Origin of the sequence: Zoogloea sp. 1C4 (genome assembly GCF_009469605.1) — a bacterium.
Taxonomy (GTDB): Bacteria; Pseudomonadota; Gammaproteobacteria; order Burkholderiales; family Rhodocyclaceae; genus Zoogloea; species Zoogloea oryzae.
In genome coordinates, this window is the sequence record NZ_SSXU01000015.1 from 42207 (window position 1) to 55975 (window position 13769).

Consider the following 13769-nt stretch of genomic DNA (forward strand, 5'->3'; position numbering starts at 1 on the left):
CGCCCTCCTTGCGGAACTTGAGCCCCTGCCCGACGTCCCGCCCTTCGGGTAGAATGTCGCGTTTTCCCAAGCACCGCCTCCCCCGATGCAATTCGCCGGATTCACCTTGCGAAACAATCTGTTCGTTGCGCCCATGGCCGGCGTGACGGACCGTCCTTTCCGCCAGCTCTGCAAGAAGATGGGGGCCGGGCTCGCCGTCTCCGAGATGGTCACGTCCAACTCCCTGCTGTACGGCAGCGCCAAGACCCAGCGGCGCGCCAACCACGACGGCGAAGCCGATCCGATCTCCGTGCAGATCGCCGGCGCCGATCCGGCCATGATGGCCGAGGCCGCCCGTCACAACGTCGACCGCGGCGCCCAGATCATCGACATCAACATGGGCTGCCCGGCCAAGAAGGTCTGCAACGTGATGGCCGGCTCCGCGCTGATGCAGGACGAGCCCCTCGTCGCCCGCATCCTCGAAGCCGTCGTCGGCGCCGCCGGCAACACCCCGGTCACCCTCAAGTTCCGCACCGGCTGGAACAAGGCCAATAAAAACGCCGCCACCATCGCGCGCATCGCCGAAGAGTCCGGCATCCAGCTGATCGCCATCCACGGCCGCACCCGCGCCTGCCAGTACACCGGCGACGCCGAGTACGACACCATCGCCGACGTCAAGACCCGCGTGCGCATTCCGCTGATCGCCAACGGCGACATCACCACGCCCCAGAAGGCCAAGTTCGTGCTGGATTACACCGGCGCCGACGGCGTGATGATCGGCCGCGCGGCCCAGGGCCGCCCGTGGATCTTCCGCGAGATCGAACACTTCCTGAAGACCGGCGAGGAGCTTCCTCCCCCGCTCGTCTCCGAAATCCTCCAGGTGTGCAAGGACCACCTCGCCGATCTCTACGCCTTCTACGGCGAAGACACCGGCGTCAAGGTCGCCCGCAAGCACATCAGCTGGTACACCAAGGGTCTGGTCGGATCGGCGCAGTTCCGCCGCGTCATGAACACCCTGCCCACCGTACAAGAACAGATTGCCGCCATTGACGAGTTCTTCGGCCGGCTCGCCGACAGAGACAGCCGCCTGGTTTACACCGAAGAAGAATTCCCTCAGGAGCTTGCAGCATGAGCAGCACCAGCAATGACATCGCGGAATCTGTCTGCCGCGCCCTCGACACCTACTTTCGCGATCTCGACGGCGAGAAGCCCAACGCCCTCTACGAGATGGTGATCAAGAACGTCGAACGCCCGATGCTCGAGTTCGTCCTCAAGCAGGCCGGCGGCAACCAGACCCTCTGCGCAGAGATGCTCGGCATCAACCGCAACACCCTGCGGCGCAAGCTGTCCGAGCACGAACTCCTGTAATCGCCTTTCCGTCATTTTCGAGCCGCGTCCTCCGCGGCCATCCAGAGAACACCCCATGAAAGTCACCCAAGCCCTGCTCAGCGTCTCCGACAAGACTGGCGTCATCGAATTCGCCCGCGAACTGTCCGCTCTCGGCATCAAGCTGCTGTCCACCGGCGGCACCGCCAAGTCCCTGCGCGATGCCGGCCTGCCGGTCACCGACGTGTCCGACTACACCGGCTTTCCCGAGATGCTCGACGGCCGCGTCAAAACGCTGCACCCGAAGGTCCACGGCGGCATCCTCGCCCGTCGCGACCTGCCCGAGCACCTGGCCAAGCTCGAAGAGCACAGCATCCCGCGCATCGACCTCGTGGTGGTGAACCTCTACCCGTTCCAGGCCACCGTCGCCAAGCCCGACTGCAGCCTCGAAGACGCCATCGAGAACATCGACATCGGCGGCCCGACCATGGTCCGCGCCGCGGCCAAGAACCACGGCAATGAAGCCGGCGGCGTCGGCATCGTGACCGACCCGGCCGACTACGCCGGCATCGTCGCCGAGCTCAAGGCCAACGGCGGCGCGCTCAGCTACAAGACCCGCTTCGACCTCGCCCGCAAGGCCTTCACCCACACCGCCCGCTACGACTCGGCGATCTCCAACCACCTCACGGCCCTCGCCGACGACGGCAGCAAGATGGCCTACCCGGAGCGCTTCCAGCTGGCCTTCGACAAGGTGCAGGATCTGCGCTACGGCGAGAACCCCCACCAGACCGCCGCCTTCTACCGCGAATCCGAGCCTCAGGCAGGCGCCATCGCCGCCTACACCCAGCTGCAGGGCAAGGAGCTGTCGTACAACAACATCGCCGACTCCGACGCTGCCTGGGAATGCGTCAAGGCCTTCGACTCAGTTGCCAACACTGTGGCCTGCGTGATCGTCAAGCACGCCAACCCGTGCGGCGTGGCCGTCGCCGCCAGCCCGCTGGAAGCCTACAAGAAGGCCTTCTCCACCGACCCCACCTCCGCCTTCGGCGGCATCATCGCCTTCAACACCACCGTTGACCGCGCCGCAGCCGAAGCCGTCAGCGCCCAGTTCCTCGAAGTGCTGATCGCCCCCGCCTACACCGACGAAGCCCTCGAGCTCCTCAAGGCCAAGCAGAACGTCCGCGTGCTGGTCAATCCGCTGGGCACCGTCAAGCAGCCCGACTACAAGCGCGTCGGCGGCGGCCTGCTGGTGCAGAGCGCCGACTTCGCCCCGATCACCGCGGCGGATCTGAAGGTCGTCACCAAGCGCGCGCCCACCGAACAAGAGCTCGGCGACCTGCTGTTCGCCTGGCGCGTGGCCAAGTACGTCAAGTCCAACGCCATCGTCTACTGCAAGGACGGCATGACCATCGGCGTCGGCGCCGGCCAGATGAGCCGCGTGGATTCCGCCCGCATCGCCAAGATCAAGGCCGAGAACGCCGGCCTGGTGATCCCCGGCTGCGTGGTCGCGTCGGATGCCTTCTTCCCGTTCCGTGACGGCCTCGACGTGCTGGCCCAGGCCGGCGCCACCGCCGTCATCCAGCCGGGTGGCTCGGTGCGTGACGCCGAAGTGATCGCCGCGGCCGACGAGCAGGGCATCGCGATGGTCCTCACCGGCTTCCGCCACTTCCGTCACTGATCCGGGCACACCCATGAAGATCCTCGTCATCGGCTCCGGCGGACGCGAACACGCGCTGGCCTGGAAGCTCTCCCGCTCGCCGCGCGTGCAGAAGGTGCTGGTCGCCCCGGGCAACCCCGGCACCGCCCGTGAGCCCGGCATCGAGAACGTCGCCGTCACCGCGATCCCCGAGCTCATCGAGCTCGCCCGTCGCGAGCAGATCGCCCTCACCGTCGTCGGCCCCGAGGCACCGCTGGCCGCCGGCGTGGTGGATGCCTTCCGCGCCGCCGGGCTGCCGATCTTCGGGCCGACCAAGCTCGCCGCCCAGCTCGAAAGCTCCAAGGACTTCGCCAAGCAGTTCCTGATCCGCCACAAGATCCCGACGGCCAAGTACCAGACGTTTGCCGACTCCGCCGCCGCCCACGCCTACGTGGACGCCGAAGGTGCGCCGATCGTCATCAAGGCCGACGGCCTGGCTGCCGGCAAGGGCGTCGTGGTGGCGATGACCACGGACGAAGCCCACGAAGCCATCGACGCCATGCTCACCCACAACACGCTGGGCGTGCAGTACGACGAGCGCGGCCCGCGGGTGGTGATCGAGGAGTTCATGGACGGCGAGGAAGCCAGCTTCATCGTGATGGCCGACGGCCGCCACGCCCTGCCGCTGGCCACCTCCCAGGATCACAAGCGCCTGCGTGACGCCGACCAGGGCCCCAACACCGGCGGCATGGGTGCCTACTCGCCCGCCCCGGTGGTCACGCCCGAAGTCCACGCCCGCGCCATGCGCGAGATCATCATGCCGACCCTCGTCGGCATGGCCGCCGAAGGGCTGCCCTACACCGGCTTCCTGTACGCCGGCCTGATGATCGACGCCAAGGGCGCACCGCGCGTCGTCGAGTTCAACTGCCGCATGGGCGACCCGGAAACCCAGCCCATCATGATGCGGCTCAAGACCGACCTGGTCGATCTCGTCGAAGCCGCCATCGCCGGCAAGCTCGACAAGATCGAAGCCGAATGGGACCGCCGCTTCGCCCTCGGCGTGGTGATGGCCGCCGCCGGCTACCCGGACAGCCCCCGCAAGGGCGACGCCATCCACGGCCTGCCCGCCAGCGCCCCGGAAGACGTGCACGTCTTCCACGCCGGCACCACCGAGAAGGACGGCCAGGTCGTCACCAACGGTGGCCGCGTGCTGTGCGTCACCGCCCTGGGCGACAACGTGCGTAGCGCCCAGAAACTCGCCTACGAACAGCTCGACCAGATCCACTTCGACGGCATGCAGTGCCGCCGCGACATCGGCTACCGCGCCGTCGCCCGCAAGGGCTGAGCCATGCCCCACCTGCGCATCGAGTACAGCACCAACATCGCCGGCCGGTTCGACCCGGTCGCGGTGCTGGTCGCCGCCACCGACGCGCTGGTGGCCAGCGGCGTGTTCGCCCCCGCCGACGCCATCAAGGCCCGCCTGATGCCCGTCGAGCACTTCCGGGTCGGCAGCGGTGCCGATCACGGCTTCATCCACGCCGGGCTGGCCCTGCTTTCCGGTCGCGACAGCGCCACCAAGCAGCGCCTCACCGCCGCCCTGGTGGACGCCATCGCGCCCCTCGTCGCACCTGGCCCGCAGGTGGTGCAGATCACCTCCGAAGCCCGCGACATGGATCGCGACACCTACTCGAAGCGCCTCATTCCCGGCGCCTGATCTCTGCCGGCCGCTGGCCGGTTTTTTCCATCCCCGGAGCCCACCCATGCCTGACCGCGCCGCTGTCAAAGCCTATCTCCTCGACCTTCAGGAGCGCATCGTCGGCGCCCTCGAAGCCTTCGACGGCAAGCCCTTCGTCACCGACAGCTGGACCCGCCCCGCCGGCGGCGGCGGCCTTACCCGTCTCATCGAGGAAGGCAACTTCTTCGAGCGCGGCGGCTGCAACTTCTCCCACGTGATGGGCGAAGGCCTGCCGCCTTCCGCCACCGCAGCCCGGCCCGAACTCGCCGGCCGCAGCTACGAGGCGATGGGCGTCTCACTGGTGCTCCACCCGCGCAACCCGTACTGCCCCACGGTGCACATGAACGTGCGCTTCTTCATCGCCTCGGCCCCGGGCAAGGCCGACGTGTGGTGGTTCGGCGGCGGGATGGACCTCACCCCCTATTACCCGTTCGAGGAAGACGTTCGCCACTTCCACGCCACCTGCAAGGCCGCCGTTCTGCCCTGGGGCGAGGCCGAATACCAGCGCCTCAAGGACTGGTGCGACCGCTACTTCTTCCTCAAGCACCGCAACGAGCCCCGCGGCGTGGGCGGCCTGTTCTTCGACGACCACGGCGCCGACGGCAAGGTGGATTTCGACGCCGCCTTCGCCATGACCCGCAGCGTCGGCGACGCCTTCCTGCCGGCCTACATCCCCGTCGTCGAACGCCGCCGCGACACGCCCTATGGCGAGCGGGAGCGCGACTTCCAGGCCTACCGTCGCGGCCGCTACGTCGAATTCAACCTCGTCTTCGACCGCGGCACACTGTTCGGCCTGCAGTCCGGCGGGCGCACCGAATCCATCCTCATGTCCATGCCGCCCATCGTGAAGTGGCGCTACGACTGGCACCCGGAAGCCGGCAGCCCCGAAGCCCGGCTGTACACCGACTTCCTCGTCCCGCGCGACTGGGCCTGACCAGGTCCATGTTCGACGCCGCCCGCCAGCAGCTCAAGGCACAGCTGGCGACGGGCTTTGAGCTCGGCATCGGCGTGCTGTCAGCCCTTGGCGTGCCGATGGCACTGATCCTCGGCAAGCTGCTGCTGGCCGGATTGCTGGGAATGATTGCGATCGGTGTCGGGCTTCGCTTTGTCCGGGCTCGCAAGCCGACCGCCACGGATCAGTGAGCCGGCGCGACGAGCCCGCCCGGCGGATAACTGCGCAGATAGCCCAGCAGCGTCTCCACCCGCCCGCGGATCAGCGCGGCCCGGTACGCCGCCCGCGACGTGGCCGACGACGAGCCAAAATCCTGCGGCGTCCAGTTGTTGGCGATGAAGCGCAGCTCCGCGTCGCGAAAGATCAGCCAGCTCTTCTGGCTGCGCACCAGATCCTGCCGACGGCTGTCGCGACCCTGGCGCACCAGCGCGGTGTAGGCGAGGTTCAGCTCCCGGTCGAGAAACTGCTCGTACTGGGCATAAACCGCCAAGGCATCCCGGTCCGTCCCCGCGCCAGCGATGCGAGTTTCAAAGTCGCCCGCACGGGTCGCAAACTCGGCCACCGGATCGGGCCGGTCCGGGTTGTCGATGGCCAGCGCCGCACCTGCGGGCAAGCCCAGCGCAAGCACCAGCGCCCAACCGGCCAGCCAGGCCGGAAAACACTCACCAGTTCTTCTCATATTTCCCCAGGGAATAGACGTTCCACTCGCACTGCCGGCGCCGCTCGAGCCCCAGCATCACCTTGCCCTGGGACTTGTTCCAGGACTTCCAGGCCGCTTCCAGCGTCTTATACATGGTCTGGGCGGTGGGGTCATTGACCATCTTTGCCACCGACGAGCGGGCCAGGTTGGCCGCGCCGATGTTGAAGGTGAGGATCACCAGCGCGTCAAACTGGTTCTGGCTGAGCCTAGCGGAGATCGTCGAATTCACCGCCGCCTCGAAGGGCTGCAGATCCTTGTCGAGCAACGCGTTGGCGCCCGCCTCGGTGATGCCACCCTTGTAGGTATCCCATTCTGCCTTGGCGATCAGGTGGCCATAGCCGATCGTCGCACCCTTCACCCACACATGGGTCGCCTTGCCGGTCTGGTCGTCGTAGGTGAACAGGAACAGGCTCTCGAGCTTGCGCAGCAGCTCCCGCGCAGCCGTGCTCATGCGCATCGAGCCGGTCGGCTGGGCGGCAGGCGGCTGGGTCGGCGGCGTAGGGGTGACGACCACCGCGGGCGGCTGGTTGAGGGCCTGCCAGGTCTTGCCACCCGGGTCCACCCGGCCGTCGGGCTTCTTGAGCTTCATCACCCGGCGCTGGAACTCCTCGATGGCGCCGTAGGTTTCATCGCCCTGGCCGCCATCTTCGGCGATCCTCGGCAGGGACGGCGGTCGATGGCGGTTGAGCAGCTGCTGGACGAGCAGGACTTCGCGCTTGAGCGGCTTGTCGGCGCCGCGCCCGACCGCACGTGTGAGACTGGCCATGAACCTCTCCCCAACAGGAATGGATACGCCATCTCACTATAGCCAGCCCCACCGGCAGCAACCAGGACGAGAATGCAAAAAGGCCTCCCGGGCGGCAACACCCGGGAGGCCTTTGCCGGCAACTGCCGGCGCTCAGTTGCGGATCAGGTGATCGAAGGCCGACAACGACGCCTTGGCGCCCTCGCCCATCGCGATGATGATCTGCTTGTAAGGCACGGTGGTCACGTCACCGGCGGCAAACACGCCCGGCACCGAGGTGCGGCCGTGGTCATCGACGATGATCTCGCCGCGGGACGACAGCTCGACCGTGCCCTTCAGCCACTGGGTGTTGGGCAGCAGGCCGATCTGCACGAAGATCCCGGCCAGCGCCACCTGATGCATTTCGCCGGAGACGCGATCCTTGTAGGTGAGGCCGGTCACCTTCTGGCCGTCGCCATTCACCTCGGTGGTCTGGGCGTTCACGATGATCTTCACGTTGGGCAGGCTTTCGAGCTTCTTCACCAGTACCGCGTCGGCGCGCAGCTTGCTGTCGAACTCCAGCAGGGTCACGTGGGCCACCACGCCGGCGAGGTCGATGGCCGCCTCGACGCCCGAGTTGCCGCCACCGATCACCGCCACCGGCTTGCCCTTGAAGAGCGGGCCGTCGCAGTGAGGGCAGTAGGTCACGCCCTTGGTGCGGTACTCGGTCTCGCCGGGCACGTTCATGTCGCGCCAGCGGGCGCCGGTAGAGAGGATCACCGTTTTCGACCTCAGGCTCGCGCCGCTCGCCAGCTTCACCTCGATCAGCTCGCCCGGCACCAGAGCCTCGGCGCGCTGCAGGTTCATGATGTCCACGGCGTACTGTTTGACGTGCTCCTCCAGCGCCGCGGCGAGGCGCGGACCTTCGGTCTCCTTCACTGAGATGAAGTTTTCGATGGCGAGTGTATCCAGCACCTGCCCGCCGAAGCGCTCGGTGACCACGCCGGTACGGATGCCCTTGCGCGCGGCATAGACCGCCGCCGCCGCGCCGGCCGGCCCACCGCCCACCACCAGCACGTCGAAGGCTTCCTTGGCGGCGATCTTCGCGGCGGCGCGGGCTTCGGCGCCGGAATCGACCTTGGCGAGGATCTCCTCGAGCTCCATCCGGCCCTGGCCGAACTCCTGACCGTTGAGGAGGATGGTCGGCACGGCCATGATCTGCAGGCGGGTCACTTCATCCTGGAACAGCGCACCATCCACCGTCTCGTGGCGGATTTTCGGATTAACCAGCGCCATCAGGTTGAGGGACTGGACGACCTCCGGGCAGTTCTGGCACGAGAGCGAAATGTAGGTGACGAAGTTGTACTCGCCGTCGAGGTCACGGATCTGGGCCAGCACCTCGTCGCTCACCTTGGGCGGATGGCCGCCCACCTGCAGCAGGGCCAGCACCAGCGAGGTGAATTCGTGGCCGAGGGGGATCGCCGCGAAGCGGATGCCGATCGGCTCGTCCGGGCGGGTGATGCGGAACGAGGGCTTGCGCTCGGCGCCGTCGTCGCGCTCGACGAGGCTGACCAGCGGCGACAGGCTGGCGATCTCCTGCAGCAGTTCGCGCATCTGGCGGGCGGTGTCGCTGTCATCGAGGGACGCGACGATCTCCACCGGGCGGCTCACCCTGGTCAGATAGGCTTGCAACTGGTTCTTGAGGTCGGCATCCAGCATGACGAATTCCTTTCTTGTTCGAAGCGCAGAAGTAAAAACGCCCGGCGCGCCGTGAGACGCCCGGGCGTTCTGGAACAGCGTGAAGCGCTGTCCGGCGGAAGACTTAGATCTTGCCGACGAGGTCCAGGGACGGCTTCAGGGTCTCGGCGCCTTCCTGCCACTTGGCGGGGCAGACTTCGCCCGGGTGGGAGGCAACGTACTGGGCAGCCTTGACCTTGCGCAGCAGCTCGGACGCGTCACGGCCGATGCCCAGGTCGTGGATCTCGGCGACCTTGATGACGCCTTCCGGGTTCACCACGAAGGTGCCGCGCAGCGCCAGGCCGGCTTCTTCAATCATCACGTCGAAGTTGCGGGCGATGGTGCCGGTGGGGTCGCCCAGCATCGGGTACTTGATCTTCTTGATGGTGTCGGAAGCGTCGGCCCAGGCCTTGTGCACGAAGTGGGTGTCGGTGGAGACGGAGTACACCTCAACGCCCAGCTTCTGGAATTCGGGGTAGACGTCGGCCATGTCGCCCAGCTCGGTCGGGCAGACGAAGGTGAAGTCGGCGGGGTAGAAGAAGAACACGGACCACTTGCCCTTGACGTCGGCTTCAGTCACGTCAACGAACTTGCCATTGTGGAAAGCGGTGGACTTGAACGGCTTGATTTCGGTGTTGATCAGGGACATTGATGTTTCCTTCACGGGTTGGGAGTTGGGTCTTCGGAAGTCACATGATAGGCCCGGATGCGCCATCGCTCAAATTGATTGATGAAATCATCCAGATTAAAAAAAGCTATCAAGGAACACGCCCCGCTGGGACGCTCCGGAATGACAATATTATTCCGGCTGAAACAAAGTGGGAAGACGGGAAAGTGCGGGAAATACGCGGGGCGAAGCAGGCTTCGCCCCGGAAAGATCAGCGGCGCGAGAGCACTGCCGCGGCGCGGTAATGCCGATTGGCATCGTCGGTGCGGTTGATGCGCTCGGCCAGATGGGCGAGCTCCACGTGGGCTTCCCAGCCCGGCTCGATGGCCAGCGAGGCCTCGAGATAGCTTTCGGCCTTGCCCCACAGCTGCGACTGCACGCACAGCCGGCCAAGGGTGAGCAGGAGCTGCGGATCGCGCGGGTTGCGGGTGAGCCAGTCTTCGGCCTTGGCGAGCCGGCTGCGCACCTCGCCGCCTTCGCAGCGGCCGTAGATACCGGCAAGGGTGGTGTCCCAACCCAGCGCGAGCTGCGTCTCGATGGCCTTCTGGGCACCGCTGCCGTCGCCGGCCGCGATCAGCGCGCGGGCCAGGGACGCGACCAGCCGCGGGTCGCGCTGCTCGTCGCGGGGCACATCCTGCCAGTAGGTGTTGATGGCGAGGGCGTCGCCCGTGCGCTGCTTGAGCCCTTCCTGGTGGGCGCGGCGCTTGACCGGTTCGGCCAGTTCGGGCGTGAGCGCCTTGACCTTGACGAGCTGACGCACCACGCGCACGGCCTCGCCCCAGTCGCCCTTGGCCTGGGCGGTGCGCAGCGCCAGGCGCAGCGCGGCGATGTGACGCTGACCGCCCACCTGGAGTTCGGCAAGGCTTTCGGCCGCGTCGTCGAAGCGGCGATCCTCGACGGCCAGCTTGGCCTCGGTCATCAGGCGGGCCAGACGCATCTCCTCGCCCTCTTCGGCCACCTTGCCGAGCCAGTAGCGGTAGCGCGTCTCGTCACGCAGGGAATGGGCCGCGCGGGCTGCCAGCAGTGCCGCGAGGCCGCGGGATTCGCCGGCTTCATAGGCCGCAGTGGCCTGCTTGAGGGCCTGGCCGAAGCGGCCTTCGATGCGCAGCCGAACCGCGTCGTAGATCGCCTGGGCGGCGCGCTCGCGGCCGACCCGCTGGCGATAGCGCTGCACCGCCCGCGGGAGGGCCATGGTGCGAGCGACGAGCCGGGTAAGGGCGTAGATCGCCGCAAACCCGCCCACCAGCAGCACGATCAGCAGGTTGAGGGAGATCTGGATCCGATACGGGGGCCACACCAGCAGGGCGTAGCCTTCGTTGTAACGGCCGGCCACCGCAAGGATGGCGGCCAGGGCGAAGAGGCCGAGCAGCCAGAGCAATCCGCGCATGGCTGCCTCAGTTCTTCTTCGCCGGGGCGGCGGGCTTGGCCGCGGCCGGGGCGTGCGTCGGCGCGGCCGCTTCGATGCGTCGGTCGGGCACCGCCTGCAGACCGCGCAGGGCGGTGAGGCTGGCCTGCAGGTTGGGCAGATCGACGCCCACCGGGGTCTTCTGCAGTTCGATCAGATCGGCCTTGGCCGCTTCGACGCCGGCATTGGAGAGGTCGAAGTAGCGGCCCATCCACTCGGCGCTGATCCGCATGTCCTCGCGGAAGGTGTTGCCGTCGCGGGAGAGCAGCGCGAGGCGGGCGTTCATCAGGCGCAGCTTGAGGTTTTCGCGCAGGAACACGGCGTTGCTCGGGGCGAGGAGCGCCGGATCCGGGCGATCCATGCGCTCGACCCGCACCAGCTGGCTGAACTCGGCCCAGAAATCGAGCCAAAGCCGCTTTGCCCAGGAGGGCGCGGCTTCGTCGGCCTTGACGGCTTCGGCCTTGGGCCGGGCTTCGAAGGCCAGCGGCAGGTTGTCGATGCGGCCGATGAGGGTTTCGAGCTTGAGGGCAACGCCGGCGGAATCCACCTGCGGCAGTGCCTTGAGGGTATCGAGATCGCTGGCGATGGCCTTGCGCAGCGGCAACCAGTGGGGCCGGTCGACGGTGCCGAGGCGGGCGTCGGCCGTTTGCAGCGCGAACAGCGCGGCCTGCACGTTGCCGGCCAGCTGGAGCTGCTGGGCGGCGATCAGCACGGCCTGTTCGACTTCGGACAGCAGGCGGTCGTCCCGGGAACGGGAGAACTCGTGGTACATGGCCTCGAGGGCCACCTGCTGCCCCTGGGATTCGGAGAAGCGGGATTCCAGCGCGCCGATCTTGGTCTGGATGTCCTGCAGGTTTTCCTGGGCCAGCTTGGCCAGCGCGCGGCTTTCGGTGGCGGCGGTGTCGCTCGTGGAAAGGCGGCGGGCCAGCTCTTCCTGCATGTCGGCAAGGCGGCTGCGGGTTTCGACCCACTGCCAGCCGAGGAGCGCGAGCGCGACGGCGGCAACGATGGCGGAAGGGCGGCGCCACAACGAGGGCGCGGGCGCCGGCCGGGCGTCGGCGGGCGGGAGGCTGGGGTTTTCGCTGCTCATGGGCGTGAGTTTAACCCGGATAGGCGTTGTGGTTGCGCGCCGAGAAGTGGTCGATGAGGCCGTCGATGAGGCCCTGGTCGCCCGCCCCGGTGGCGATGACGGTGGAGAATCCGGCGTCCCGGGCCGCCGCGGCGATGCGCGGGTGGGGCACGAAGACGGGCACCGGACGCAGTTCGGCCGCGCCGGGCAGAGCCGTCAGATGGGCGACGCCTTCGCTGCTGGTGAGGGTCAGGGCGTCGAGCCGGCCGTCGCGGGCCCGGGCGACGAGGGGCGCGGGGTCATCCGCCGGACCACTGCGGTGGTAGCAGGTGAGGTATTCGACGGTGGCGCCGCGCTGGACGAGGGTGTCGCCGAGGAGATCACGCCCGCCATCGCCGCGCAGGATCAGCACGCGCCTGCCGGCCACGGCGCCAGGCTGGAAAGCCGGCAGGGCAAGCACGGATTCGCTGTCAAAACCGCTCTGCGGCGCGATCACGTCGGCAAAGCCGCGGGCCGCCAGGGCTGCTTCACTCCCCTTGCCCACCGTGGCGACCAGGGTCGAGCCCGGCCACGGGGCGATTGGCAGCATCGCGTCCAGCGCCAGATTGACGGCGTTGGGGCTGACGAAGAAGGCCAGCGCGAAATCCGCCAGCCGCCGGGCCGCATCCTGCAGCGGGGCTGGATCGGCCACCGGCGTGATGGTGAGGAGCGGAAAGCGCAGGGGCTCGGCGCCGAGGGCCGCCAGCGCCGCGCACAGGCTGTCGGCCTGCCCGGCCGGGCGGGTGACGACGACGCTGCGCCCGGCGAGCGGCTGGCCAGCCATGCTGCGAACCTTAGAGCCCGGCGAGGATTTCGTCGGCGCCGTCGGCACGCAGATCTTCGGCCAGCGCGAGGCCAAGGGCTTCCGGCTGGTCGATCGGGCCACGGCGCTCGGCGCGGGCGATGCGCGAGCCATCGGGCAGGGCGACGAAGCCGCGCAGCCACAGCTCGCCGTCCTTCACCTCGGCATAGGCGCCCAGCGGCACTTCGCAGCTGCCGGCCAGCGCGCGGGAGGTGGCGCGCTCGGCGCGCACGCAGGCGGCGGAGTTGGCGTCGGCCAGCGGGGCGATCCAGGCGGCGACTTCGGGCCGGTCGGACAGCGCCTCGATGCCCAGGGCGCCCTGGCCTGCGGCCGGCAGCGAGACCTCGGACGGCAGCGTGCCGCGGATGCGGCTGGCGAGGCCCAGGCGGGTGAGGCCGGCGGCGGCGAGGATGATCGCGTCGTACTGGCCTTCGTCGAGCTTGCGCAGGCGGGTGTCGAGGTTGCCACGCAGGCTGGTGACGGCCAGCATCGGGTACTGGGCGTGGATCTGGGATTCGCGGCGCAGGCTGGAGGTGCCCACCACGGCGCCCGGCGGCATGTCGTCGAGGCTCTCGTACTTGTTGGAGACGAAGGCATCCAGCGGCACTTCGCGTTCGGCGATGGCCACCAGCGCGAACTCGGGCGCGAGGGTCATCGGCACGTCCTTCATGGAATGCACGGCGATGTCGGCGGCGCGGTCGAGGAGCGCGGTTTCGAGTTCCTTGACGAACAGGCCCTTGCCGCCCACCTTGGCCAGCGGCCGGTCGAGGATCTGGTCGCCGCGGGTGGTCATGCCCAGCAGTTCGACCTTGCAGGACGGGTAGAGGGCTTCGAGGCGGGCCTTGACGTGCTCGGCCTGCCACAGGGCGAGGCGGCTTTCACGGGTGGCGATGACGATGCGGTCGGGCGTAGGGGCGCTCACGGTATTCGGGCTCGGCAAGGGTTGAGGGGTGGTTCGGGGATGGACAGCGGCGGCCTTGGACGGCAATCTGCAGCTT

General features: G+C 68.0%; 15 protein-coding genes. 7 read left to right on the forward strand and 8 right to left on the reverse strand.

The features are described 5' to 3' along the window. Positions 1-85 precede the first annotated feature (85 nt). Genes dusB through GH681_RS16650 form a run of 7 tightly spaced genes read left to right on the forward strand, consistent with a single transcriptional unit; the run spans position 86 to position 5819 of the window. Positions 86-1111, forward strand: coding sequence for a tRNA dihydrouridine synthase DusB (gene dusB / locus GH681_RS16620; protein ID WP_153162622.1), 1026 nt, complete (start codon positions 86-88; stop codon positions 1109-1111). Then, positions 1108-1347 carry a helix-turn-helix domain-containing protein gene (locus GH681_RS16625; RefSeq protein ID WP_153162624.1) on the forward strand — a complete coding sequence of 80 codons (240 nt, stop codon included), beginning with the start codon at positions 1108-1110 and terminating at the stop codon, positions 1345-1347. Before dusB ends, GH681_RS16625 begins: the two co-directional genes overlap by 4 nt. Positions 1348-1402: 55 nt before the next feature. Continuing rightward, positions 1403-2983: a bifunctional phosphoribosylaminoimidazolecarboxamide formyltransferase/IMP cyclohydrolase gene (purH, locus tag GH681_RS16630; protein ID WP_153162626.1), complete on the forward strand. Its 1581-nt coding sequence runs from the start codon at positions 1403-1405 to the stop codon at positions 2981-2983. 13 nt (positions 2984-2996) lie between these two features. Next, entirely contained in the window at positions 2997-4286 is a 1290-nt protein-coding gene (gene purD, locus GH681_RS16635) for a phosphoribosylamine--glycine ligase (protein WP_153162627.1), read from the forward strand. A gap of 3 nt (positions 4287-4289) precedes the next feature. Then, positions 4290-4655 (forward strand): 5-carboxymethyl-2-hydroxymuconate Delta-isomerase, encoded by a 366-nt coding sequence (locus GH681_RS16640; RefSeq protein WP_153162629.1) that lies wholly within the window; start codon positions 4290-4292, stop codon positions 4653-4655. A gap of 46 nt (positions 4656-4701) precedes the next feature. Next, positions 4702-5610, forward strand: coding sequence for an oxygen-dependent coproporphyrinogen oxidase (gene hemF / locus GH681_RS16645; protein WP_153162630.1), 909 nt, complete (start codon positions 4702-4704; stop codon positions 5608-5610). 8 nt (positions 5611-5618) lie between these two features. Continuing rightward, positions 5619-5819: a hypothetical protein gene (locus GH681_RS16650; protein ID WP_153162632.1), complete on the forward strand. Its 201-nt coding sequence runs from the start codon at positions 5619-5621 to the stop codon at positions 5817-5819. Here GH681_RS16650 and GH681_RS16655 read toward each other — a convergent pair. The 8 genes from GH681_RS16655 to hemC form a co-directional block, all read right to left on the reverse strand. Continuing rightward, positions 5813-6307, reverse strand: coding sequence for a lysozyme inhibitor LprI family protein (locus GH681_RS16655; RefSeq protein ID WP_153162634.1), 495 nt, complete (start codon positions 6305-6307; stop codon positions 5813-5815). The genes GH681_RS16650 and GH681_RS16655 overlap by 7 nt on opposite strands. Continuing rightward, on the reverse strand, positions 6291-7094 hold the full coding sequence (locus tag GH681_RS16660; protein WP_228111946.1) for a glycoside hydrolase family protein: 804 nt from the start codon (positions 7092-7094) through the stop codon (positions 6291-6293). The genes GH681_RS16655 and GH681_RS16660 overlap by 17 nt, the downstream gene beginning before the upstream one ends. Positions 7095-7226: 132 nt before the next feature. Beyond that, a complete protein-coding gene (gene ahpF / locus GH681_RS16665) occupies positions 7227-8771 on the reverse strand; it encodes an alkyl hydroperoxide reductase subunit F (RefSeq protein ID WP_153162635.1) in 1545 nt (514 codons plus the stop codon). A 103-nt stretch (positions 8772-8874) separates the two neighbouring features. Continuing rightward, positions 8875-9438 (reverse strand): alkyl hydroperoxide reductase subunit C, encoded by a 564-nt coding sequence (gene ahpC, locus GH681_RS16670; RefSeq protein WP_153162637.1) that lies wholly within the window; start codon positions 9436-9438, stop codon positions 8875-8877. 229 nt (positions 9439-9667) lie between these two features. Then, positions 9668-10843 carry a heme biosynthesis HemY N-terminal domain-containing protein gene (locus GH681_RS16675; protein ID WP_153162639.1) on the reverse strand — a complete coding sequence of 392 codons (1176 nt, stop codon included), beginning with the start codon at positions 10841-10843 and terminating at the stop codon, positions 9668-9670. A 7-nt stretch (positions 10844-10850) separates the two neighbouring features. After that, positions 10851-11951 carry a uroporphyrinogen-III C-methyltransferase gene (locus GH681_RS16680; protein ID WP_153162641.1) on the reverse strand — a complete coding sequence of 367 codons (1101 nt, stop codon included), beginning with the start codon at positions 11949-11951 and terminating at the stop codon, positions 10851-10853. A gap of 10 nt (positions 11952-11961) precedes the next feature. Then, complete coding sequence (locus GH681_RS16685; RefSeq protein WP_153162642.1) at positions 11962-12753, reverse strand: uroporphyrinogen-III synthase; 792 nt, start codon at positions 12751-12753, stop codon at positions 11962-11964. A 10-nt stretch (positions 12754-12763) separates the two neighbouring features. Beyond that, entirely contained in the window at positions 12764-13693 is a 930-nt protein-coding gene (gene hemC / locus GH681_RS16690) for a hydroxymethylbilane synthase (protein ID WP_153162644.1), read from the reverse strand. Positions 13694-13769: the final 76 nt, after the last annotated feature.

Excerpts from the sequence above, each read along its gene's own strand:
- dusB (WP_153162622.1), top strand. The coding sequence starts at position 86 with ATGCAATTCGCCGGATTCACCTTGCGAAACAATCTGTTCGTTGCGCCC.
- GH681_RS16625 (WP_153162624.1), top strand. The coding sequence starts at position 1,108 with ATGAGCAGCACCAGCAATGACATCGCGGAATCTGTCTGCCGCGCCCTC.
- purH (WP_153162626.1), top strand. The coding sequence starts at position 1,403 with ATGAAAGTCACCCAAGCCCTGCTCAGCGTCTCCGACAAGACTGGCGTC.
- purD (WP_153162627.1), top strand. The coding sequence starts at position 2,997 with ATGAAGATCCTCGTCATCGGCTCCGGCGGACGCGAACACGCGCTGGCC.
- GH681_RS16640 (WP_153162629.1), top strand. The coding sequence starts at position 4,290 with ATGCCCCACCTGCGCATCGAGTACAGCACCAACATCGCCGGCCGGTTC.
- hemF (WP_153162630.1), top strand. The coding sequence starts at position 4,702 with ATGCCTGACCGCGCCGCTGTCAAAGCCTATCTCCTCGACCTTCAGGAG.
- GH681_RS16650 (WP_153162632.1), top strand. The coding sequence starts at position 5,619 with ATGTTCGACGCCGCCCGCCAGCAGCTCAAGGCACAGCTGGCGACGGGC.
- GH681_RS16655 (WP_153162634.1), bottom strand. The coding sequence starts at position 6,307 with ATGAGAAGAACTGGTGAGTGTTTTCCGGCCTGGCTGGCCGGTTGGGCG.
- GH681_RS16660 (WP_228111946.1), bottom strand. The coding sequence starts at position 7,094 with ATGGCCAGTCTCACACGTGCGGTCGGGCGCGGCGCCGACAAGCCGCTC.
- ahpF (WP_153162635.1), bottom strand. The coding sequence starts at position 8,771 with ATGCTGGATGCCGACCTCAAGAACCAGTTGCAAGCCTATCTGACCAGG.
- ahpC (WP_153162637.1), bottom strand. The coding sequence starts at position 9,438 with ATGTCCCTGATCAACACCGAAATCAAGCCGTTCAAGTCCACCGCTTTC.
- GH681_RS16675 (WP_153162639.1), bottom strand. The coding sequence starts at position 10,843 with ATGCGCGGATTGCTCTGGCTGCTCGGCCTCTTCGCCCTGGCCGCCATC.
- GH681_RS16680 (WP_153162641.1), bottom strand. The coding sequence starts at position 11,951 with ATGAGCAGCGAAAACCCCAGCCTCCCGCCCGCCGACGCCCGGCCGGCG.
- GH681_RS16685 (WP_153162642.1), bottom strand. The coding sequence starts at position 12,753 with ATGGCTGGCCAGCCGCTCGCCGGGCGCAGCGTCGTCGTCACCCGCCCG.